Raw genomic sequence first — 22,342 nt, 5'->3', positions numbered from 1 at the left:
CGTGAAAGAGGGGGCGCGCGGCGCTCAGACGGCGGCGGCCAGCAGGTCGGCGTAATGGCGCTGCGCCACGTCGGGGTGCGAGCGCAGGCGGCTTTTCAGCGTGTTCTCGCCGACGGTGTGGAACAGGGGGTTGTCCGGGTCGCGCTCCGGCCCGCGCGCCTCGGCCGCCAGTTCCGGCGGCAGCGGCAACACCGGCACCCGCGCGTCCAGGCGGGCGCCCAGGAAGAAGGCCACCGACAGCCGGTCGGTCCCGGCGGCCGGGGTCACCACCTGGTGCACCGCCGCGCGGAAATAGCCGTCGGTCGCCAGTTCCAGCAGTTCCCCGGCGTTGACCACGAAGGTGCCGGGGATCGGCGGCACGTCGACCCAGCCCTCGGCGGTCTCGGCCTGGAGGCCGCTGCGCTCGTGCTGGAGGACCAGGGTCAGAAGGCCGCTGTCCTTGTGCGGGCCGACGCCCTGCCCCGCCGCCGCATCCCCGTCTTCGGGCAACACCTCGCGGCCCGGATAGCGGATCAGCTTGATGAGCTGCGTCGGCTCCTCGGCGACGATGGCGGCGAAGGAATCCTCCGGCAGCCCGATCGCCACCGCCACGGCGGCCAGCAGGCGCAGGGTGACGCCGGTCAGCTCGTCCTGCAGACGCTGGGCGGCGGGCCGCAGCTCGGGCAGGGCGTCCGGCCACTGGTTCGGCCCTTGCAGCCGCGTCCAGTGCGGGGCGTCCGCCAGAGCCGGCAGGACCGGCCGTTCGGAGCCGATGTCCACCTGCTCGCGCCAGTCGGCGCGACCACGGGTGCGTTCCCAGCCGGCGCGGGTGTAGCCCCGGAAATGCGGCGAGTGGACCATCTCGATGGCCAGCTTGTCGCGCTCAGGCAGGTCGAAGAAGCGGCGCGACAGCCCGAACACGGTGTCGAGAAACGCCGGATCGACCCCGTGGCCGGTCACGTAGAAGGCGCCGAAGCGACGGATCGCCGCGCGCAGTTCCGACAGGAACACGGCCCGGTCGGCGCCGCCCCCGTCGAAGCGCGACAGGTCGAGGAGCGGCAGCGCCGGTGCGGCGGCGAGGGAGGGTGTCGCGGACAAAAGGGTCTCCTTCCCGAAAAATTCAGGTTTGGAAAATTCAAAAACACCATGAATGGCTTGTGGAAACGTCGCGGAGCGGCGGCACCGCCCGGACCGAAGGAACCGTCAGGCGGCCTTGCGATGGCGGCACCGCGTCAGCCAAGCCCCGCTCATCCGGTCCCACAGCTTCCCGACCGGAACGGAGGAGCGCACCGGGTCGGTGATTTCGACGCAGAACGCCATGGCCTCCGGCACCGGGATCCAGACCGAAGCCGAGGGCGTGGGAGCCGGAGCGGAGTCCTGGACGGACGAGGGAGCGGCCATCGGATGCCCTTTCCAAAACAAGAGCTTGAAGCTGGGTGACGAGGAGGCGAGCGGAGGGCCCGCCGTTCATTCCACGTCATGATTGCTCCAGAGCCTCATTTTTGTCTACTTATTTTATCGACATAAAATGCGGAAAATCTCATAATTAACTGTTAGAAAATGTTGTATAAATATTTTGCACAAACCGTTTGACAGCCAGAAAAGTCTATTCACTAATTAGGGTATTGAGGCGGTCGCAACCGGCTGCCCATCGCACCCTCGGAAACACCACGGCTCATGGCCGTCGGACAGGCTCCGGACGGCGCTGCGGACGGATGGCGGGCAACGCCCCGCGCTTCCGGAAAAACAACGAACATCCATGCGGGAATCCACCATGCGCAGCTTGTCCCAATCCCTTCCCACGCCCCGTCCACCCGCCAAGGCTCCGCCCGCCAAGGGCGTTCCCACCCGCGCCCTGCTGGCCGGCGCGCTCGGCCTTGCGCTCGGGCTCGCCCTGACCGGCGCCGCCAAGGCCGGGCCGACGCTGGACGCCATCAAGGCGCGCGGCGCGATCAAGGTGGGCGTCGGCTCGCAACCCGGCTTCTTCGCGCCGGACAGCAACGGCCGCTGGCAGGGCTTCTTCGTCGATTTCGGCCGGGCGCTCGCCATCGCCGTCTTCAACGACCCGGAAAAGGTGCAGTTCGTCTCGTCCTCGCCGCAGCAGCGCCTGCCCGCCCTGCAATCGGGCGAGTTCGACATCTTGCTGTCGGGCGTGACCCAGACCTTCACCCGCGCCACCAAGCTGGGCTTCCACTTCGGTCCGGTCGTCTTCTACGACGGCCAGGGGCTGCTGGTGCCCAAGACGCTGGGCGTCGCCAAGGGCAAGGACCTGAACGGCGCCACCGTCTGCGTGCAGACCGGCACCACGGGCGAACTGAACATCACCGACTTCTTCCGGCAGAACAAGATCAGCTTCAAGCCGGTGGTGATCGAGGAGACCGCCGAGAACCAGAAGGCCTTCGCCAGCGGCCGCTGCGACGTGCTGACCCAGGACGCCTCGGATCTGGCGATCACCCGCACCCAGTTGCCCAAGCCCGACGACTACGTCCTGCTGCCCGAGCGCATCTCCAAGGAGCCGCTGGCCCCGGCCGTCCGCTACGGCGACGACCAATGGCTGGAGATCGTCAACTGGGCGGTCCACGCCACCATCCAGGCCGAGGAGCTGGGCATCACCCAGGCCAACGTCGACGGCTTCCTGACCAGCGCCGACCCGTCGATCCGCCGCTTCCTGGGCGTCGATCCCAGCCTGGGCGAAGCGGCCAAGCTCGACCCGAAATTCGCCTACACCATCATCAAGACGGTGGGGAATTACGGCGAGATCTTCGAACGCCACGTCGGGCCGAAGACCAAGGTCGGGCTGGAGCGGGGCTACAACGCGCCCTGGACCCAGGGCGGCCTGCTCTACGCCCCGCCGTTCCGCTGAACCGGCGGGAAGGCCGTCCCGGTGCGGACAACGGCGCATGAAACCGGATCGGATCGTCCAGCGGCTCCGCCCGGACGGTCCGGTGCGGCCGGAGCGGTCGCCTCCTGGTGGGGCGGCCGCACCGGCCTTCAACTGGGGCTGCTGGCCGGCGTGGCTCTGGCCGTCCTCCTGCTCGGCACCAACACGGTCGGGAACATGGCGCGGTTCGGCATCACGCCGGGCTTCGACTTCCTGGCCCGCCCGGCCAATTTCGAGATCGGCGAATCGCTGCTCGACCACCGGCCGCAGGACAGCTACGCCCACGCCCTGCTGGTCGGGCTGCTGAACACCGTCAAGGTCGCCGTCCTCGGCTGCGCCATCGCGACCGCGCTGGGCGTGGCGCTGGGGGTGGCGCGGCTGTCGGGCAACCCGCTGCTGTCGGCGCTGGTCCAGGGCTACGTCGAGCTGATCCGCAGCACGCCCCTGCTGCTGCAACTCTTCTTCTGGAGCGCCACCTTTCAGGCTCTCCCGGCGCCCCGGCAGGCGTTCAACCCGCTGCCGGGCGTCTTCCTGTGCAACCGGGGCATCCAGTTGCCGGCCTTCGTGGACGGCCGGGCCGCCGGCTGGGCGCTGGGCGCGCTGCTGCTGGCGGTCGCGCTGGCGTTGGGCGGCGCGGCGCTGCGGCGCCGGCTGGGTCTGGCCGGAACCGGTGCCGGGGGACGCATGGCCGGCCTGGCGGTCGCGGCGCTGGCCGTGGCGGCGCCGGCGGGGCTGCTGTGGGCGGCGGGGGTGCCGCTGGCCGTGGAGGTCCCCAAGTTGGCGGGCTTCAACTTCGCCGGGGGCGCCACGGTGTCGCCGGAATTCTCGGCCCTGCTGGTCGGGCTGGTGGTCAACGCCGCCGCCATGATCGCCGAGATCGTGCGCGGCGGCATCCAGTCCGTCCCCAGCGGCCAGTGGGAGGCGGCCCGCGCGCTGGGCCTGACGCGCGGGCGCATCATGCGGCTGGTCGTGCTGCCCCAGGCGCTGCGCGTCATCGTGCCGCTGATGACGTCGAGCTATCTGAACCTGACCAAGAACTCCAGCCTCGCGGTGGCGATCGGCTTTCCCGATCTGGTCAGCGTCATCAACACCAGCGCCAACCAGACCGGTCAGGTGCTGGAAACCATGGCGATCATGATGGGCGCCTATCTGGCGGTGAACCTCGCCGTGTCGGCGGGGATGAACCTGTACAACCGGCGGATCGCCCTGCGGGGGATGCCATGACCGACACGATCCTCTCCGCCGCCCCGCCCCGCGTTGTCGCGGCCCCGCGCTGGCGGCGCTGGTCCCACGGGCTGTTCGGCAGCCCGCTCAACGGCGTCCTCACGCTGGCTTGCGTAGCGTTGCTCGCCTGGGCGGTGCCGCCGCTGCTGCGCTGGACCGTGCTGGACGCGGTGTGGAGCGGCCCGGCCGACCGCTGCGCCGAGGCCGCCGGCGCCTGCTGGGCCTTCATCGGGGAGAAGCTGCGCTACATCCTGTTCGGCTTCTACGACCAGGACCGGCAGTGGCGCCCGGCGGCGGCGAGCCTCATCCTGCTGGGGCTGGCGGGTTTGAGCGGAACGCCGCCGTTCTGGCGGCGCGCGACGCTGGCGCTGTGGGCGGTCGGGCTGGCGACGGCCGTCCTGCTGCTGACGGGGGGCCCGGACGGGCCGGCGGTGCCGACCGAGCGCTGGAGCGGGTTGCCGGTCAACCTGCTGCTCGCCACCGTCGGGATGGTCGCGGCCTTTCCGCTGGCGATCCTGCTGGCGCTGGCCCGGCAGAGCGCGATGGGCGGCGTGCGCACCCTGGCCGTGGTCTTCATCGAGGTGACGCGCGGCGTGCCGCTGATCGCCGTGCTCTACGTCGCCACGCTGCTGCTGCCGCTGATGCTCCCGGCCGGTTCGGCCATCGACAAGCTGCTGCGGGCGCAGGTCGCCATCGTGCTGTTCGTCTCGGCTTATCTGGCGGAGATCGTCCGCGCCGGCCTGCAAGCCGTTCCACCCGGCCAGTACGAGGGCGCGCGCGCCCTGGGCCTGGGCTATTGGAGCACGATGCGGCTGGTGATCCTGCCGCAGGCGTTGCGGACGGTCATCCCGTCCATCGTCAACCTGACCATCGGGGTGTTCCAGGACACCACGCTGATCGTCGTGATCGGCCTGTTCGACCTGCTGAACACCGCCCGCAGCGCGGCCCAGGACCCCGCCTGGCTCGGCTTCTACGACGAGGCGTTCGGCTTCGCGGCGCTGGTCTACGTGGTGTTCTGCGTCGCGGCCTCCCGCTACAGCCTGTGGCTGGAAGCCCGGCTGCGGCGGGGGTGAGACAAGCTGTCCTGACGGGAATGGACGAAGCCCGGCTGATCGGAGGCCGCCGTCCGTCCTCCGCAGAAGAAGCGAACCGCCCGCCATCCAATTGGCATGGTCTGCGTTGTGTCATCCACGTTTGCGTATGGGAAGCGCCCCCGCCGGCCGCCCGGAAGCGGACGCGGCGGGGGTTTCAATCCACGCTTCTTTATGGGAAGCGACGCGCCATGGTGAAGCGCGCCCCTTCCAAACGCATGTGTCAATGCATACTCCCGCATGAAGAGCGACACCTTGACGCATACGCTGCAAAAGTTGCGAAAATCGCCCCACCGCGTGCTTCCGCTTGGATCGGTGGCTGTCCGACCTGCCGTTCCCCACCGACGATCAGCTTCAATCCACGCCCCCCGCATGGGTAGCGACGGCCGTGCCCGAGGTGAAGGCGTCGCCACCGTAGTTTCAATCCACGCCCCCGCATGGGGAGCGACGTGCGGCTGGGGAGAGAGACACGCCCCACGGACCCGTTTCAATCCACGCCCCCGCATGGGGAGCGACCTTCGGCGATAAGAAGGGCGAGTAATTCCCATGGCGTTTCAATCCACGCCCCCGCATGGGGAGCGACGCTCGGCCGCCTGGAGGTGGGCGACGCCGTCGAGGTTTCAATCCACGCCCCCGCATGGGGAGCGACCTGCCACGCGCCCGTCATGCTCTGCACGACGCTGTTGTTTCAATCCACGCCCCCGCATGGGGAGCGACGGAAAAGCGCCACGGACGCCGTCGAGCAGGCGTTGTTTCAATCCACGCCCCCGCATGGGGAGCGACCCCCAACATCTATCCACTTGTCCAAGGCGCCACAATCCCGGCAGTTCCGCGAACCCCTGCGGACAGCCGAACCACAGGCGCGCCAGTCGTCTGTCTCCGGTCGTAAGCCCTTGATTGCCCTACCGTGCGAACCCAGCGGGGGTTTCCCGTCCGCTTGGGGTTCGCACCGGACACACGCCCGCGATCCGGCCGCCTGCCGCCCCGGCGGCCACCCGAATCATACGTCCCGCAGGATGCGGGCTTCAAGAGCGGCGACGGCGGACTCGTCGGGGCGCTGGTCCGGGCCGCCGATGTCCAAGTCGAGCGCGATCTTGCCCTCGCGCAGCACCAGCACACGGTCGGCCAGCGCGACGGCCTCCGCCACGTCGTGGGTGATGAGGACGGCGCCGAAGCCGTGCTCCTCGCGGATGCGGCGCAACAGGCGGTGCATCTCCTGCCGGGTCAGCGCGTCGAGCGCGCCGAAGGGCTCATCGAGCAGCAGAAGGCCGGGGTTCGACACCAGCGCGCGGGCCAGGGCCACCCGCTGGCGCTGGCCGCCGGAGAGCACCGAGGGCCATTCCTCCGCGCGGTCGGCCAGCCCCACGTCGTCGAGCGCCGCCAGCGCCCGCTCGCGCCAGCCGGGACCTCGGGCGATGCCGACGTTGCCGACCGCCCGCTGCCAGGGCAGCAGGCGCGGGTCCTGGAACAGCAGGCGCACGTCCGGGCGCAGGCCCGACACCGGGCGCCCGTCCACCAGGACCCGGCCGCCGCTGGGGCGGTCCAGCCCGACGATCAGACGCATCAGCGTGGATTTGCCGCCGCCCGACCGGCCGACCACGGCGACGAACTGCCCCGCCGGCACGGTCAGGTCGAGGCCGTCCAGCACGCGGCGGCCGGCGAATTCCTTGACCACCCCGTCGAGCCGCAACTCCAGCGGACGCGCCCGTTCGAACGACGCGCGGGGCAGAGCGGCGGTCACCGAAGGCGACGGGACGGCGACGGAGCGCGGCAGGGGCAAGCGGCGCAGGGCCTGGAGCAGGGCGGTCATGACGCGGTCTCCAGGGCGGTGTGGAAGGAGGGATTCCAGGCGAGCGCGCGGCGCTCCAGCCAGCGGGTCAGCGTGTCGGCCAGCTTGCCGAGCAGCGCGTAGACGATGATCCCCAGCAGCACCAGATCGGTTTGCAGGAACTCCCGCGCGTTCATCGTCATGTAGCCGATGCCCGAGGAGGCGGAGATCGTCTCGGCCACGATCAGCGTCAGCCACATGATCCCCAGCGCGTAGCGCACCCCCAGCAGGATCGACGGCAGGGCGCCCGGCAGGATGACGCGGGCGTAGAGCGCCGCCGTCCCCAGCCCGTAGACCCGCGCCATCTCCACCAGCCCGCGATCCACCGAGCGGATGCCGTGGAAGGTGTTCAGGTAGATGGGGAACAGCACGCCGATGCTGACGAGGAAGATCTTGGCCTCCTCGCCGATGCCGAACCACAGGATCACCATGGGAATGATCGCCAGATGCGGCACGTTGCGCAGCATCTGCAGCGAGCTGTCGAGCAGGATCTCCGCCGGCTTCAGCGCCCCGGTCAGGAAGCCCAGCGCAAAGCCGAGCCCGCCGCCGATCAGCAGCCCCTTGACCGCGCGCTCGGCGCTGACCGCGACGTGGCGCGGCAGGCTGCCGTCGAGCAGGGTGGTCCAGAAGGCCAGCGCGATGTCGCTCGGCGCCGGCAGCACTCGCGCGGAGAGCCAGCCGGTGGCGGCGGCCAGCTCCCAGACGGCCAGCAGGCCCAGCGGCAGAAGCCAGGGGAGCAGTTGCTCCCCCGCCCGCCGGACCACGCCGCCCCCTTTCCCGCCCCCGGCCATCACATGGCCGCCTGACGCAGGGCGGGCGGCAGGCCGTTGGCGATGCTTTCGCCGAAGGGGCCGGTGTTGACCGCCGGCCCCTTCCCCCGGTTTCGCCCGGTGGTGGCGGCCAGCGGCAGCAGCGGGAAGACCAGCTCGGCGAAGCGGTAGGCCTCCTCCAGATGCGGGTAGCCGGACAGCACGAAACTGTCGATGCCGATGTCCATGTATTCGCGGATGCGGGCGGCCACCGTCTCGGGGTCGCCGACCAGCGCCGTCCCCGCCCCGCCGCGCACCAGCCCGACGCCGGCCCACAGGTTCGGGCTGACCTCCAGCTTGTCGCGCCGGCCGCCGTGCAGCGCGGCCATGCGGCGCTGGCCGACCGAATCCATCCGCGCGAAGATGGTCTGCGCCGAGGCGATGGTGGCGTCGTCGACGTGGCGGATCAGGTCCCCGGCCGCCGCCCAGGCGCGCTCGCTGGTCTCGCGCACGATGACGTGCAGGCGGATGCCGAAGCTGACCTCGCGGCCCTGCTCCTCCGCCAGACGGCGGACTCCGGCCAGCTTGGCGGCAACCTGCGCCGGGGGTTCGCCCCAGGTCAGGTACTTGTCGACATAGGTCGCGGCGACCGCGTTGGCGGCGTCCGACGAGCCGCCGAAATAGAGCGGCGGGCCGCCGGGCTGGACCGGCGGGTAGAACAGCCGCCCGTCCTCGATGCGCAGATGCGCGCCCTCGTAATTCACCGGAGCGCCAGAGAACAACCCGCGCCAGACGTCCAGGAACTCGCGCGTCACGTCGTAGCGTTCGCCGTGCGACAGGAAGATGCCGTCGCCCGCGTTCTCCACCGGATCGCCGCCGGTCACCACGTTGACCAGCAGCCGCCCGTTCGACAGGCGGTCGAGCGTCGAGGCCATGCGCGCGGCCAGCGTCGGCGATTGCAGCCCCGGCCGCACGGCGACCAGGAAGCGGAGCCGCTCCGTCGCCGGCACCAGGGCGGAGGCGACGACCCAGCTGTCCTCGCAGGAGCGCCCGGTCGGCAGCAGCACGCCGTAATAGCCGAGCGTGTCGGCGGCCTGCGCGATCTGGCGCAGATAGCCTAGGTCGGTTTCCCGCGCGCCGACGGCGGTGCCCAGATGGCGCCCGTCGCCGTGGGTCGGGATGAACCAGAGGATGTTGGCCTCGGAGGCGGCGTGCGTGGTCATGATGCGCGTCCTTGCGACTTGCTGCCTGATTACGACTTGCTGCCGGGGGCGGCGGCCGAAACGTCGATCTTCCTGGGGATCAGCTTCAGCGCGAAGAAGCTGTCGGCGATGCGCTGCTGTTCGGCGATCACCTCGGCGTCGATCGGGCGCAGGCCATAGCCCTGGCGGGCGGCCGCGACCTCCAGCACCGGAACCGGCAGGCCGACCTTGGGGCTGAGCTGCTCGGCCACCGTCTTGAGGTTCTGGTTGGCCCAGGCGTCGATCTCGCCCAAGCCCGCCAGCACGGCGTCGATCGCCGGCTGGTTGGCGGCGGCGAAGGGCTTGGCGGCCAGGAAGAACTGATGGTTCTTCACCAGACCGGCGCCGTCGCTTCCCGTGCCGTCGACCAGCGTGCGCGCGCCGGTGGCCGCCGACGCGGCGGCGTAGAAGGGATCCCAGATGGCCCAGGCGTCCACCGCGCCGCGCTCGAAGGCCGCGCGGGCGTCGGCGGGGGGCAGGTAGACCGGCTCGATGTCGGTGACGCTCAGGCCGTCCTTCTCCAGCGCCTTGACCAGCAGGTAATGGACGTTGGAGCCCTTGTTCAACGCGACCTTCTTGCCCTTGAGTTGGGCGACCGTCCGGATCGGGCTGTCCTTGGGCACCAGGATCGCCTCGCCCTTGGGCGAGGACGGCTCGTAGCCGACGTAGAGCAGCGGGGCGCCGGCGGCCTGCGCGAAGATCGGCGGCGCCTCCCCCGTCGTGCCGAAATCGAGCGCGCCGACGTTCAGCGCCTCCAGCAGCTGCGGCCCGCCGGGAAACTCGGTCCAGGCCACGCTGTAGCCGAGCGGCGCCAGCTTCTTCTCCAGCAGCCCCTGTTCCTTCAGGATGATCAGCGTGCCGTATTTCTGGTAGCCGATGCGGACCGTCTTGTCCGCCGCCGACGCGCCGCCGAACGGAACCGCGAGACCCAGCAGGGCGGCGGCGCCGACCAGCATTCCGAACAACCGTTTCATGGCATCCCCCTCGATGGCCGGGGCCGGGCCTCCCGTGACGCGACGGGGTGGGATCGGCTCGCGGTTGTTATTCATAGTTCTTTAATAGGGTTTTAATGTGATTGATTTTCGTGAAATCAGTCAATACGGAAATTATTAGCTAATTTAATTTGTTAAAATTGAACGAGCGGAACCCGCAATCGCAAGCAACGACTCCATAGGGCCGATGGGTGATGGGCGGAAGGTTGGAAGAGGCGGTCGTAAAAGCCGAACTCTTGCCCTCTCCCGTCCCGGGAGAGGGAGGGGACCCGCGAAGCGGGGAGGGTGAGGGGCTATCGGGCGTGGTACGCAATCCATGCTCCCATAGCCCCTCACCCTTCCCACGGCATCCGCCGTGGGCCCCTTCCCTCTCCCGGGGCGGGAGAGGGGATCAAATCTCCCGACCTCAGTCCACCGGTTCGGGCGCGTGGGGCGTCGCCGTCTTCGCCGCTCCGCCCTTCCGGCCGGCGTGGAAACGGCGGGAATGCGCCGGTTCGGCCGGGGCGTCCTCGTCGGCCGGCTGGCCGGCGTCCTTGAAGGTGCGCACGCCGCTGACCATCGTCGAGACGATCGACTGGCGGGACATGATGTCCTCGCGCACCGCCGCGTAGATGTGGACCATCACGAACAGCAGGATCGCCCACATGCCCAGATGATGCCAGGTGTGGACGTCCTGGCTCTGGCCGAACAGCGGGATGACCCAGCCGAACACCCGGTCCTGCCAGCTGTCCACCCCGGCCCCCTCGCCGTACAGCGCGAAGCCGGTGACGATCATGAAGACGCTGCCGATCCCGATGACCCAGAACATCGCGAACTGGGCCAGCGGGTTGTGCCCGACATAGAGCTTCGGCTCGCGTTCCAGGAACAGGTACCAGCGGGCCTCGACGAACAGCTCCGCCCACCAGTGCCCGTCCCAGAAGGGGAAGCGGAACAGCTGCTTGGCGTGGTGGTTGCCGGCGAAGGCCCAGTAGAGCCGGCCGAGGAACCCGATGGCGAAGACGTAGCCCGCCGCGAAATGGGCGAAGCGGATGTAGCCCATCAGGAAGTTGGCGCTGGCCTCGCCGGGCGTGCTCGGCAGCGGGCTGCCGATCAGGTAGCCGGTGACGGCCAGCACCGTGATGGCCAGCGCGTTGACCCAGTGCCACAGCCGCACCGGCACTTCGTAGACGTAGATCGCCTTCAGGAAACGTCCGGTCGAGGGCGACGGCGTGTCCTGGGATGGATCGCTCGTGGTCATGGCGGAACCCTCCGGGATGCGGTCAGCGCACGGTGACGCGGGCCAGCTCGGCGCCGTCGGGCGCCATCACATGGGTCGAGCAGGCGAGGCAGGGGTCGAAGCTGTGCAGGGTGCGCAGGATCTCCACCGGCTCGTCCGGGCGCTCCATCGGGGTGTTCAGCAGCGACGCCTCGAAGGCGCCGATGTTGCCCTTGGGGTCACGCGGGCTGCCGTTCCAGGTGGACGGCACGACGCACTGGTAGTTCTCGATCTTGCCGTCCTTGATCTTGATCCAGTGCCCCAGACCGCCGCGCGGGGCGGCGACGGTGCCGACGCCCTTGGCCTCCTTCGGCCAGGTCTTGGGATCCCATTTCTCGACGTTGGCGGTGGCGGTGTCGCCGGCCTTGATGTTGGCGATCAGGCTGTTCCAGTCGTCCTTCAGCATCGTCGCGCAGTACTGCGATTCCAGCGCGCGGGCCAGCGTGCGGCCGATGGTGGTCGGCAGCGCCTGCTGCGCCGTCAAATTCGTCCCCGCCAGCGTGTTGAAGCGGCCGAGCGCGTCGCCGAGCTGGTCGTGGACGTAGCCGACGTTCTGCGCGTAGGCCAGGATGTAGCGGGGCAGCGGCCCGACCTCCACCGCGTGGCCGCGCCAGCGCGGCGCCTTGATCCACGAGTATTTCGCCGCCTCGTCCAGCTCCTTGATGTCGGTGCGGGTGCCCTTGGTGTTGGGGCCGAGTTCGTATTTGGCTTCCGTGATGCCGTCCCAGGGGTGCAGGCCCTTGCTGTCGTCGCCGTAGGTGTACCAGGAATGGCCGACGAACTCCTGCACCTGCTCCGGGTCGCGCGGGTCGATGGGGTGGACCTCGTTCCAGTTGCCGTTCAGGATCACGCCGCCGGGAAGCTGGCAGGTCGAGTGGTCGTAGGGCACCTTCTCGTAGTCGCCGTAATCCATCACGTTGGTGGCCGACAGGCCGCCGCCGTAGAGCCAACCCTTGTAGAAGCTGGCGATGGCCAGCACGTCGGGGATGTAGACGTTGTCGATGAAGGCGGCGGCCTCCTGGATGCGGGCGTGGATGAAGTTCAGCCGCTCCATGTTCAGCGGCGCGCCGGCCGAGCCGATGCCGTCCATGTTGATGGCGCAGGGAACGCCGCCGACCATGTAGTTGGGGTGCGGGTTCTTGCCGCCCAGGATGGCGTGGATCTTGACGATGTCCTTCTGGAGATCGAGCGCCTCCAGGTAATGGGTCACCGCCATCAGATCGGCTTCCGGCGGCAGCTTGTAGGCCGGGTTGTCCCAATAGCCGTTCTTGAAGATGCCGAGCTGGCCCGATTCCACGAACTTCTTCAGCCGGTTCTGCACGTCGCGGAAATAGCCGGGGCTGGATTTCGGATGCGACGACAGCGATTGCTGGAGCGCCGAGGTCGCCTGCGGGTCGGCCTTCAGCGCGTTGACCGGGTTGACCCAGTCCAGCGCGTGCAGGTGGTAGAAATGTACGATGTGGTCGTGGACCTGCAGCGTCTTCGCCATGATCTCGCGGATCAGATGGGCGTTCTTCGGGATGCGGATCCCCAGCGCGTCCTCCACCGCGCGGACCGAGGTCAGCGCGTGGCAGCCGGTGCAGACGCCGCAGATGCGCTCGACGAAGGCCCAGGCGTCGCGCGGATCGCGGCCCTTCAGGATGACCTCCAACCCGCGCCACATGGTGCCGGTGGAGACGGCGTTGCGGATGATGTTGTCGGAATCGACGTTCACCTCGCAGCGCATGTGACCCTCGATGCGGGTCACCGGATCGACGACGATGCGCCGGCCGCCGTTGTCGAGCTGGAAGCCGTTGGGGGTTTGCAGAACGGCCATGGTCAGACGTCTCCCTTGTGCTGCGCGCGTTTCAGGGCGCTGACCGCCGCGTGCGCGGCGATGACCCCGCCGACCCCGATGGCGGCGGTGGCGCCGACCTGATCGGCGTTGGCCTCGATCCCGAACTGGTGGAAATCGGACAGGCGGGCGTACCACGACCCCTTGTCCCAGAAGCCGTCCTCCGAGCAGCCGATGCAGCCGTGGCCGGACTGGATGGGGAAGCTGGTGCCCTCGTTCCACCGCACGGTGGAGCAGGCGTTGTAGGTGGTCGGCCCCTTGCAGCCGACCTTGTACAGGCAATGCCCCTTGCGCGCGCCCTCGTCGTCGAAGGCCTCGACGAACTGGCCGGCGTCGAAATGCGGCCGGCGGTAGCATTTGTCGTGGATGCGCTGGCTGTAGAACATCTTCGGGCGGCCCTGGCGGTCCAGCTCCGGGATGCGGTCGAAGGCCAGCATGTAGGTGATGACGCCGGTCATCACCTCGGCGATCGGCGGGCAGCCGGGCACCTTGATGATCGGCTTGTCGGTGATGACCTCGTGCACCGGGGTGGCGCGGGTCGGGTTGGGGCGGGCGGCCTGGACACAGCCGAAGCTGGCGCAGGAGCCCCAGGAGATCACCGCCTTGGCGTCCTTGGCGACCTTGCGGAGCTGGTCGAGGAAGGGCTTGCCGCCGATGATGCAGGACATGCCGTCCTGGTTCAGCGGCGGGTTGCCCTCGACCGCCAGGATGTAGTTGCCCTTGTACTTCTCCATCACCTCGTCGAGGATCGCCTCGGCTTGGTGGCCGGCGGACGCCATCAGCGTGTCGTCGTAGTCCAGCGAGATCATCGACAGCACCACGTCCTTCACCAGCGGGTGCGCCGAGCGGATGAAGGACTCCGAGCAGCAGGTGCATTCCAGCCCGTGCAGCCACAGCACCGGGGTGCGCGGCTTGTTCTCCATGGCGTGGACGATCTGCGGCACCAGCTCCGGACCCAGTCCCAGGGCGGCGGCGGTGAGGGAACAGTATTTCAGGAACGAGCGGCGGGTGATCCCCTGCCGCCGCATCACCTCGTAGAAGGTTTCCAACCTCGCCATCGGCATGTCCTCTCCCAAGTCTCGGGCGCAGCGGCTTGACGGACCGGCGCTTTAGTCGAAGGGGGCAGAGGCAATATTCATGCCGGTATACGAACAATCGGCGGATCGGCGAGTCGGGGGGAGTGTGGGTGGCGCGTGGCTGGCAAGGAGCCGTACGAAACGGTTGGGCGGGTGGAAGGAGGGTTGCCGGTGGATTTGTGGTGCGCCGCCGGTTGCCCCCTCCCCATCCCTCCCCCGCCTATGGCGGGAGAGGGGGCGGGACGCTTGTCAGCGTTCGGCGGCAGTCCCCTCTCCCGCGAAGCGGGGGAGGGTTAGGGAGGGGGCAACCGGGGCCGAACGCCTAGGGAATCGGCCCCAACAGCGTCTCCACGATCGCGCGCCGATGCTCGTTTACGAAGAAATGGTTCCCCGCCAGACGGTGCAGCGCGAAGCCGGCCCCCGCCAGACGCTCCCACCCGGCGACCTCGGAAACCATCACCTCCGAATCCTCCACCCCGGCGAAGGCGACCAGCGGGATCGGCAGCGGAGCAGGCTCCGGCTCGGAAAAGCGGTCGGACATGGTGAAGTCGGCGCGCAGCAGCGGCAGCATCAGCTCCATCAGCTCGGCGCAGTCCAGCACCTCTGGCGGGGTGCCGCCCAGCGCGTGGAGCTGGCGGCGGAACTCCCCCTCGTCCATCCCGGAAGTCGGCGGACGGCGCAGCGGCAGATGGGGCGCCCGGCGGCCCGACACCGCCAGCAGGCGGGGCGGACGCCCCTGCCCGATCAGCGCGCGGGCGGTGGCGTAGGCCAGCGCCGCCCCCAGCGAATGGCCGAACAGGATCAGCGGCCGGCCGTCCTCTCCCAACCGCTGCTCCAGCGCGTCGAGGACGAAGGGCACCGCCGCCGCGACCTCGGTCAGGGCGGGTTCGGCGATGCGGTTCTCCCGGCCGGGAAGGCGCACGGCGAGGATCTCGTCCTCCGGCCCGGCGGCGAGGTGCCAGTCGCGGAACAGCGCCGCCCCGGCCCCGGCGTAGGGAAAGCACAGCAGCGTGCGGCGCGGCCGGGCGACGGGACGGAAGCAGTGCAGCCAGCGGCTCGCGGTCATACGGGCATCTCCGCCGCGTGACGCGGCCCCTCGCGGCGGCCGGGACATCCGGCGGCCTCGCCGTCCTCAATAGGCCGGATACCCGCCGGACTTGAAGCAAAAAAGCCGCCCGCGCCCCGGATCGGGCGCGGGCGGCCGGTTCCGCAACCCTTACAGGAAGCCGGTCGAGATCCAGGGGATCAGCACGATCAGCAGCAGCGCCACCAGCAGCGCCCCCATGTGCGGCCCGACCCGGCGGATCGCCACGTCCGGCGACACCCGGCCGATGGCGCAGGCCAGGTAGAAGCCGACGCCGAAGGGCGGCATGAACAGGCCGAAGCCCATGGCGAACACCGCGACGATGGCGTAGTGCACCTCGTCCACCCCCATCAGGCGGGCGATGGGGAACAGCAGCGGGCCGAACAGCACGATGGCCGGCACGCCTTCCAGCACGCTGCCCAGGATGATGAAGGCCACGGCGGAGGTCAGCAGGAAGCCCAGCTTGCCGCCCGGCACCATGGTCATCACCTCGACCAACTGGCGGGAGAAGCCGGACTGGGTCAGCGCCCAGGCCATGGCGGTCGCCGCGCCGACCACCAGCAGGATGGCGCCCGACAGCGAGGCGGTCTCGACCAGGATCGGGTAGACCCGCTTCCAGTCGAACTGGCGGTAGACCAGCAGACCGACCGCGACGCTGTAGATGATGCCGATGGTCGAGACCTCGGTCGCGGTCGCCACGCCCTCGACCACGGCGGTGCGGATGACCAGCGGCAGGCCCAGGCTGGGGATGGCGATCACGAACAGCCGCAGCTTGTCGCGTCCGGAAAAGCGCTGGGCCTGCGACATGTCCTCGGTCCGGGTCTGGAAGAACACGACGACGCAGAGCACCGCCATGCCGACGAAGGCCGGCAGCAGCCCGCCGGTGAACAGCGAGGCGATGGACACCCCGGTGACCGAGCCCACCGTGATCAGCACGATGCTGGGCGGGATCGTCTCCGACATCACCGCCGAGGCCGAGAGCAGCGAGGTCAGGTCGCCCTCGTCGTTGCCGCGCTTCTTCATCTCCGGGAACAGGGTGGGCGCGACCGCCGCCATGTCGGCGGCCTTGGCACCGGAGATGCCGGAGACGAGGTACATCGCCCCCAGCAGCACGTATTGCAGGCCCCCGCGCAGATGGCCCAGCAGCGCCACCAGGAAGGAGATCATCGCGCGGGCCAGCCCGGCGACCTCGATCAGCGCGCCCAGCAGGATGAACATCGGCACGGCCAGCAGGATCAGGTGCGACATGCCCTCGTCCATGCGGCTCGGCACGATGGTCAGCGGGATCTGCGTGGAGAAGGCCAGATAGCTGACGGTGCCCAGGCAGAAGGCGAAGGCGATGGGCGCGCCGATCACCATGCAGAAGGTGACGATGCCCAGGAAGAAGATCAGCAGGTTGGCGTTGCCCATCTCCTCGAAGACGGGGGTGAACCACCAGAAGATCGCGGCGGCCGCCGCGATGCCGGCGGCGACCACGGCGATCTGGAACAGGCTCGCCTGCCGCAGCACGGTGTCCACGGCGGTCAGCAGCATCAGCGCGAAGCCGATCAGCACGGCGGCGACGCGGAAGCCCTCGCTGATCTCAAGGACCGGCGTCGTGCTGATCGACAGATCCTCGAAATGCTCCAGCGCCGCCGGCAGCAGGGTCAGCAGCAGGGCGATCACCAGCCCCATGCCGAGCGTGTCCAGCCAGGACCGCGTGCCCGGCGCCAGATTGCGGACGAAGGCGGTGAGGCGCATGTGCTCGCCCCGCCGCAGCGCCACGACGGACCCCATCATCGCCAGCCACAGGAACAGCAGCGACGCCAGCTCGTCCGACCACACGATGGGCGTGTGGAGGACGTAGCGCGCCACCGTGCTGCTGCCCAGCACCACCACCTCGGCGGCGACCAGCAGGGCGGCCACCCCCTCGGTGATCCGGGTCAGGGCGTCGTCGAACCCCTTCAGCCCCGGCAGGCGGCGCGCCGCCGGCTCCGGAGTCATCGTCATCGCGCTTTTCATGTCCGATTCAACCTTGTCCCGCCAAGCCTTGTCCTGATGCTCCAGGGCCATCGCCTGAAGCGGTCGAAAGCCCTTCTCCCCTTGCGGGAGAAGGGTTGGGATGAGGGGTATTCCGCCGAAGGCGGAAGGAGATTTGCTTTACCCCTCACCCCAACCCCTCTCCCGCAAGGGGAGAGGGGCTTCATGCGATGCCCCGTCGTTCGCGCTTCACAGAGGGCCGGAATACTTCTCCAGGATGGTCCAGACGGCGTCCCCGTACTTGGCCTTGACCTCCTCGTAGAAGCCGGCGCTCTTCAGGGCGTCGCGGAAGGGTTTCTTGTCGGGCGTGGTGATGGTCAGCCCGGCGGTCTTCATCGCGCCGATGGCCGCCTCGTTCAGCTTGGCGACGTCCGCGCGCTCCTTCTCGGCGGCGGCGGCGAAGTTCTTGGAGATGCTGGCCTGCACGTCGGCCGGCAGCGTCGTCCACTTCTTGTTGCCCATGAAGATGTAGTGGCCGTCCCAGATGTGGCCGGTCAGCGCGATGTATTTCTGGACCTCGTAGAGCTTGGCGCTCTGGATCAGGGCCATCGGGTTCTCCTGGCCGTCGACCACGCGGGTCTGCAACGAGGCGTACAGCTCGCCGAACTGGATCGGGGTCGGGGCGGCGCCCAGATCCTTGAACACCGACACCCACAGCGGGTTGCCCGGCACGCGGATCTTCAGGCCCTTCAGGTCGTCCGGGCTGTTCACCGGCTTGCCGCTGGTGGTGATGTTGCGGTAGCCGTTGTCGAGCATCTTCTCGAAGGCGTGCAGCCCGGCCTTGTCGAAGGCGGCGCGGACATGGGCGCCGAGATCGCCGTCCATCGCCGCCCAGACCTGGGTGTAGTCGGCGAACGCGAAGGCCACGGCGTTGATGCTGGCGACCGGAACCACCGTCTGGTTGACGCCCGAGGTCGACATGAAGTCCAGCGCGCCGGAACGCACCTGGCTGAACATCTCCGGCTCGCTGCCCATCTGGCTGTTGGGGAACACCTGGATGTCCACCTGCCCGTTGGTCTCGGCCTTGATCGCCTCGGCCGCCTCGGTGATGCGCAGCACGGCCGGGTGGTCGGCCGGGAAGGCGGTGCCGTAGCGCAGGCGGTACTTGGCGCTCTGCGCGAAGGCGCCGTCGATCGGCAGGGCGGAGAACAGCGCCACGGCGGCGGCGGCGGTGGCGAAGGTGACCGCGAAGCGGCGGCGTGCGATGCTCATGGAAAATCCTCCCAGGGATTTGGACTTTTCGGTTGGGTATCCGGTCACAGGCTGAAGTCGAGCTGGACCTTGATGGTGCTGCCCGGATCGCGCTCGATCAGGGCGAAGGCGTCGGCGGCGTCGGCGGCCGGGAAGACCTGGGTGATCAGAGCTTCCGGCTTCAGGCGGCCGGACTCGATCCACTCGATCACCTGCGGCAGCAGGCGGCGGTTCAGCCGCGAGCCGACCAGCGTCAGCTCCTTCTTGACGATTTCCTGCTGGCTGATGTTGCAGGGCGCCGGCGAGAAGCCGAGCAGCCCGATGCGCCCGGCCGGGCTGGCGAGGCGGCAGGCCTCCTCCAGCAGCGACGGCACACCGGCGCCGTCGATCACCACGGTCGGCCCCAGACCCTCGTTCTCGCCGCGCACCGCGTCGGGCACGGACTCGCGGGACGAGTTCAGGATCACGTCGGCGCCGAACGCCTTGGCGCGGGCCAGCCGGTTGTCGTCGAGGTCGGCGACGATGCAGCGGGCGCCGTGCAGCTTGGCGACCTGCACCACGGTCAGCCCGACCGTGCCGGCGCCGTAGATCAGCACCGTGTCCTCCGCCCCGATGCCGGTGCGCGACAGCACGTTGGCGGCGATGGACAGCGGCTCGGCCAGCGCCGCGATGGAAAAGGGAAGGTCGTCGCGGACCTTGATCGCGTTGGCGGCGGGAACGGCGACGCGGTTGCGGAAGCCGCCGTCACGGTGGACGCCGAACACCTCCAGATTGGCGCAGACGTTGGTGCGCCCGGCGCGGCAGGCGTAGCAATGGCCGCAGGACACCACCGGATCGACGACGACGTGGTCGCCCTCCGCCACCGTGGTCACCCCGGCGCCGACCGCCTCGACGATGCCGCTGAACTCGTGACCGATGACGCGCGGGTACACGGCGAACGGGTTGGAGCCGTGGTAGATGTGCATGTCGGAGCCGCAGATGCCGGCGCGCTGGACGCGGACCAGCACCTCGCCGGGGGCGACGGCGGGATCGCGTTCGGCGGCGAGCGCCAGGACGTGGGGCTTTTCGACGGTCAAGGCAACCATGGGAACATCCCTCAGTCAGAATTCAAAAAAGGCGAAGTCAGGCGGCGGCGAGCACGGCGCGGGCGCCCTCGGCGTACAGGCGTCGCAGCGCTGCGGAGACCGGCCCGGTGAAGCGCGGGTCGGCCGGCAGGTCGCTGCCGAACACGGCGGTCAGGCCGAACAGCCAGCCGGCCAAGCGGTCGGGATCGCCCTTGGCGTCGGCGGCGATCTCCGCCAGACGCGCGGCCAGCGGATCGCGCACGTCGATGGGCTTGCCCTGCTCGTCCACCCCGGCGGCGTAGCGCATCCAGGCCGCCACCCCCAGCGCCAGCCGGTCGATGGAGGCGCCGGCCGCCAGCCGCTCCCGCGCGGTGCCGAGCAGGCGTTGCGGCAGCTTCTGCGTGCCGTCCATGGCGATCTGCCAGGTCCGGTGCCGCAGGGCCGGGTTGCGGAAGCGCTCGATCAACGCGTCCTTGTAGCGCTCCAAATCGGCGCCGGGCGGCAGGTGCAGCGTCGGGCCGGATTCCTCGTCCATCAGGCCGCGGATCAGCCGGGCCATGCCCGGATCGGAGATGGCGTCCGACACCGTCTCGTAGCCGGCCAGATAGCCGAGATATGCCAGCGTCGAGTGGCTGCCGTTGAGCAGCCGCAGCTTCATGGTCTCGTAGGGATGGACGTCGGCGACCATCTCCACCCCTTCCAGTTCCCAGGCGGGACGCCCGGCGGGGAAGCGGTCCTCGACCACCCATTGGGTGAAGCGCTCGGTCATCACCGGCCAGGAATCCTCGGCTCCCAGCGCGGCGGCGACATGGGCGCGGTCGGCCTCGGTGGTCGCCGGGACGATGCGGTCGACCATGCTGTTCGGGCAGGCGACGGCCTCGGTCACCCAGGCGCCGAACTCCGGGCTGCGCAGGGTGGCGAAGCGGCGCAGGATGCCGGCGACGGTGTCGCCGTTGCTCGGCAGGTTGTCGCAGCTCAACACGGTGAAGGGGGCGAGGCCCAGCGCGTGGCGGCGGGCCAGCGCCTCGGCGAGGAAGCCGACGGCGGTGCGCGGGCGCTCCGGCTCGGCCAGATCGTGGACGATGTCGGGGTGGGATTCGTTCAGCGCGCCGGTCGCCGGGTCGTGGCAATAGCCCTTCTCGGTGACGGTCACGGTGACGATGCGCACCGACGGGCGGGTCATCCGCTCCAGCACCGCCGCCGGATCCTCGGGCGCCACGAGGCACTCCAGGATGCTGCCGACGACGCGCAGGGATTCACCGGCGGCGTCGCGCACCGCGACGGTGTAGAGACCGTCCTGCGGCGCCAGCGCGTCGCGGGTGTCGGGGCTGCGCAGGCTGACGCCGACGATCCCCCAGGGTCCGAAGGCGCGGTTCAGCGCGTCCTCGGTGTAGACGGCCTGATGGGCGCGGTGGAAGGCGCCGATGCCGAGATGGACGATCCCCGGCTCCAGCGCGCTCCGGTCGTAGGCCGGGCGCTGGACGGTGGCGGCGACGGTCGGCAGGGTTTGGGCGTTCAGGCGCATGATCCGCTCACCAGTTCCAGAGGGTGCCGTCGGCCAGCCGCGCGACCGGCAGATAGGCGGGGGAGTAGGGGTATTTGGCGGCCAGCTCCTCGTCGATCTCGACGCCGTGGCCGGGGGTCTCGCCGGGGTGCATGTAGCCGTCCTTCAGCGTGTAGCTGTGCGGGAAGACGGCGTCGGTTTCCGCGTTGTGCTCCATGTGCTCCTGCACGCCGAGGTTCGGGATGGCGAGGCCGAGGTGCAGCGACGCCCCCATGCAGACCGGCGACAGGTCGGTGGCGCCGTGGCAACCGGTGCGCACCTGATAGAGCGCGGCGAAATCGGCGATGCGGCGCAGATGCGAGACGCCGCCGGCGTGCACCACCGTGGCGCGGATGTAGTCGATCAGCTGGTTCTGGATCAGGTCCTTGCAGTCCCAGATCGAGTTGAACACCTCGCCGACCGCGATGGGGGTGACGGTGTGCTGGCGGATCAGGCGGAAGGCGTCCTGGTTCTCGGCCGGGGTCGGATCCTCCATCCAGAACAGGCGGTAGGGCTCCAGGCTCTTGCCGAGCCGCGCCGCCTCGATGGGGGTCAGGCGGTGGTGGACGTCGTGCAGCAGATGCGGCCCCATGCCGTGCTTGACGCGCAGCGCCTCGAACAGCGAGGGCACGAAGTCGAGATAGGCCTCGGTGGACCACACCGATTCCTGCGGCAGCCCCTTGGTCGCCGGCTCGTAGAACTTGTCCTTGGCGACGCCGTAGACGCCCGACAGGCCGGGGACGCCCGACTGGGCGCGGATCGCCTTGTAGCCCTTCTCGATGTATTCGCCGACGCGGTCCACCGTCTCGGCCACGTCGCGGCCGTTGGCGTGGGCGTAGACCATCACACCGTCGCGGCTCTGGCCGCCCAGAAGCTGGTACAGCGGCAGCCCGGCGATCTTGGCCTTGATGTCCCACAGCGCGGTATCGACGGCGGCGATGGCCGCCATGGTCACCGGGCCGCGCCGCCAATAGGCGCCCTTGTAGAGATACTGCCAGATGTCCTCGATCCGCTGCGGGTCGCGGCCGATCAGGCAGGGCACCACATGGTCGGCCAGATAGGAGGCGACCGACAGCTCGCGGCCGTTCAGCGTCGCGTCGCCCAGCCCCGTCACGCCCTCGTCGGTCTCGATCTTCAGGGTGACGAAGTTGCGGCCGGGACAGGTGACGATGATGCGGGCGTTGGTGATCTTCATCGACGGGTTCCAGAATGGGGCGTGGGCAGGCGCTGGTGAAATCGGGCGCACGCCGCCGTCCCGCGCGGGTGGCAGGGACGGGCGGCAAAGCGGAGG

Annotated in this window: 18 protein-coding genes and 1 CRISPR repeat array; of the genes, 3 read left to right on the top strand and 15 right to left on the bottom strand. The window is 69.4% G+C overall.

Annotation, left to right across the window (positions count from 1 at the left end; genetic code table 11):
* Positions 1 to 24: 24 nt before the first annotated feature.
* Together EJ913_RS15120 and EJ913_RS15115 are read right to left on the bottom strand one after the other, a co-directional pair.
* A complete protein-coding gene (locus EJ913_RS15120; protein WP_126999271.1) occupies positions 25 to 1,077 on the bottom strand; it encodes an isopenicillin N synthase family dioxygenase in 1,053 nt (350 codons plus the stop codon).
* Between the two features lie 105 nt (positions 1,078 to 1,182).
* Complete coding sequence (locus EJ913_RS15115) at positions 1,183 to 1,380, bottom strand: hypothetical protein (protein ID WP_126999269.1); 198 nt, start codon at positions 1,378 to 1,380, stop codon at positions 1,183 to 1,185.
* A 373-nt stretch (positions 1,381 to 1,753) separates the two neighbouring features.
* Here EJ913_RS15115 and EJ913_RS15110 point away from each other — a divergent pair, with 373 nt between their 5' ends.
* From EJ913_RS15110 to EJ913_RS15100, 3 genes are read left to right on the top strand one after another with little or no spacing between them, the layout of a single operon-like run.
* Complete coding sequence (locus EJ913_RS15110; RefSeq protein ID WP_244939365.1) at positions 1,754 to 2,842, top strand: amino acid ABC transporter substrate-binding protein; 1,089 nt, start codon at positions 1,754 to 1,756, stop codon at positions 2,840 to 2,842.
* 21 nt (positions 2,843 to 2,863) lie between these two features.
* Positions 2,864 to 4,084, top strand: a complete 1,221-nt coding sequence (locus EJ913_RS15105) for an amino acid ABC transporter permease (RefSeq protein ID WP_126999267.1) — start codon at positions 2,864 to 2,866, stop codon at positions 4,082 to 4,084.
* Positions 4,081 to 5,157 (top strand): amino acid ABC transporter permease, encoded by a 1,077-nt coding sequence (locus EJ913_RS15100; RefSeq protein ID WP_126999265.1) that lies wholly within the window; start codon positions 4,081 to 4,083, stop codon positions 5,155 to 5,157. Before EJ913_RS15105 ends, EJ913_RS15100 begins: the two co-directional genes overlap by 4 nt.
* A 435-nt stretch (positions 5,158 to 5,592) precedes the next feature.
* Positions 5,593 to 5,958: a CRISPR direct-repeat array (repeat unit 32 nt; unit sequence GTTTCAATCCACGCCCCCGCATGGGGAGCGAC).
* A gap of 217 nt (positions 5,959 to 6,175) precedes the next feature.
* Here EJ913_RS15100 and EJ913_RS15095 read toward each other — a convergent pair.
* From EJ913_RS15095 to manD, 13 genes are all read right to left on the bottom strand, one after another.
* Positions 6,176 to 6,985 (bottom strand): ATP-binding cassette domain-containing protein, encoded by an 810-nt coding sequence (locus tag EJ913_RS15095; protein WP_126999263.1) that lies wholly within the window; start codon positions 6,983 to 6,985, stop codon positions 6,176 to 6,178.
* Positions 6,982 to 7,767, bottom strand: coding sequence for an aliphatic sulfonate ABC transporter permease SsuC (ssuC, locus tag EJ913_RS15090; RefSeq protein WP_211098960.1), 786 nt, complete (start codon positions 7,765 to 7,767; stop codon positions 6,982 to 6,984). Before ssuC ends, EJ913_RS15095 begins: the two co-directional genes overlap by 4 nt.
* 26 nt (positions 7,768 to 7,793) lie before the next feature.
* Positions 7,794 to 8,975, bottom strand: coding sequence for an FMNH2-dependent alkanesulfonate monooxygenase (gene ssuD / locus EJ913_RS15085; RefSeq protein WP_126999259.1), 1,182 nt, complete (start codon positions 8,973 to 8,975; stop codon positions 7,794 to 7,796).
* 29 nt (positions 8,976 to 9,004) lie between these two features.
* Positions 9,005 to 9,967: a sulfonate ABC transporter substrate-binding protein gene (locus EJ913_RS15080; RefSeq protein WP_126999257.1), complete on the bottom strand. Its 963-nt coding sequence runs from the start codon at positions 9,965 to 9,967 to the stop codon at positions 9,005 to 9,007.
* Between the two features lie 424 nt (positions 9,968 to 10,391).
* Entirely contained in the window at positions 10,392 to 11,222 is an 831-nt protein-coding gene (gene cybH / locus EJ913_RS15075) for a Ni/Fe-hydrogenase, b-type cytochrome subunit (RefSeq protein ID WP_126999255.1), read from the bottom strand.
* Between the two features lie 22 nt (positions 11,223 to 11,244).
* A complete protein-coding gene (locus tag EJ913_RS15070) occupies positions 11,245 to 13,056 on the bottom strand; it encodes a nickel-dependent hydrogenase large subunit (RefSeq protein WP_126999253.1) in 1,812 nt (603 codons plus the stop codon).
* Positions 13,057 to 13,058: 2 nt separating this feature from the next.
* Entirely contained in the window at positions 13,059 to 14,132 is a 1,074-nt protein-coding gene (locus EJ913_RS15065; protein ID WP_185909790.1) for a hydrogenase small subunit, read from the bottom strand.
* A 340-nt stretch (positions 14,133 to 14,472) separates the two neighbouring features.
* Positions 14,473 to 15,216 carry a thioesterase II family protein gene (locus EJ913_RS15060; RefSeq protein WP_126999251.1) on the bottom strand — a complete coding sequence of 248 codons (744 nt, stop codon included), beginning with the start codon at positions 15,214 to 15,216 and terminating at the stop codon, positions 14,473 to 14,475.
* A gap of 150 nt (positions 15,217 to 15,366) precedes the next feature.
* Positions 15,367 to 17,235, bottom strand: a complete 1,869-nt coding sequence (locus EJ913_RS15055) for a TRAP transporter large permease (RefSeq protein ID WP_211098959.1) — start codon at positions 17,233 to 17,235, stop codon at positions 15,367 to 15,369.
* 207 nt (positions 17,236 to 17,442) lie between these two features.
* Positions 17,443 to 18,465: a TRAP transporter substrate-binding protein gene (locus tag EJ913_RS15045; RefSeq protein WP_126999249.1), complete on the bottom strand. Its 1,023-nt coding sequence runs from the start codon at positions 18,463 to 18,465 to the stop codon at positions 17,443 to 17,445.
* 44 nt (positions 18,466 to 18,509) lie between these two features.
* The gene (locus tag EJ913_RS15040; protein ID WP_126999247.1) at positions 18,510 to 19,529 is read right to left on the bottom strand and encodes a Zn-dependent oxidoreductase; all 1,020 of its coding nucleotides are present in this window, start codon (positions 19,527 to 19,529) and stop codon (positions 18,510 to 18,512) included.
* A 37-nt stretch (positions 19,530 to 19,566) separates the two neighbouring features.
* Positions 19,567 to 21,033 (bottom strand): mannitol dehydrogenase family protein, encoded by a 1,467-nt coding sequence (locus EJ913_RS15035; protein ID WP_126999245.1) that lies wholly within the window; start codon positions 21,031 to 21,033, stop codon positions 19,567 to 19,569.
* 7 nt (positions 21,034 to 21,040) lie between these two features.
* Positions 21,041 to 22,246 carry a D-mannonate dehydratase ManD gene (manD, locus tag EJ913_RS15030; RefSeq protein WP_126999243.1) on the bottom strand — a complete coding sequence of 402 codons (1,206 nt, stop codon included), beginning with the start codon at positions 22,244 to 22,246 and terminating at the stop codon, positions 21,041 to 21,043.
* Positions 22,247 to 22,342 lie beyond the last annotated feature (96 nt).

Source organism: Azospirillum doebereinerae (genome assembly GCF_003989665.1).
GTDB lineage: Bacteria > Pseudomonadota > Alphaproteobacteria > Azospirillales > Azospirillaceae > Azospirillum > Azospirillum doebereinerae.
Note: the sequence above shows the minus strand (reverse complement) of the source record. Positions and strands in the feature narration are given on the sequence as shown.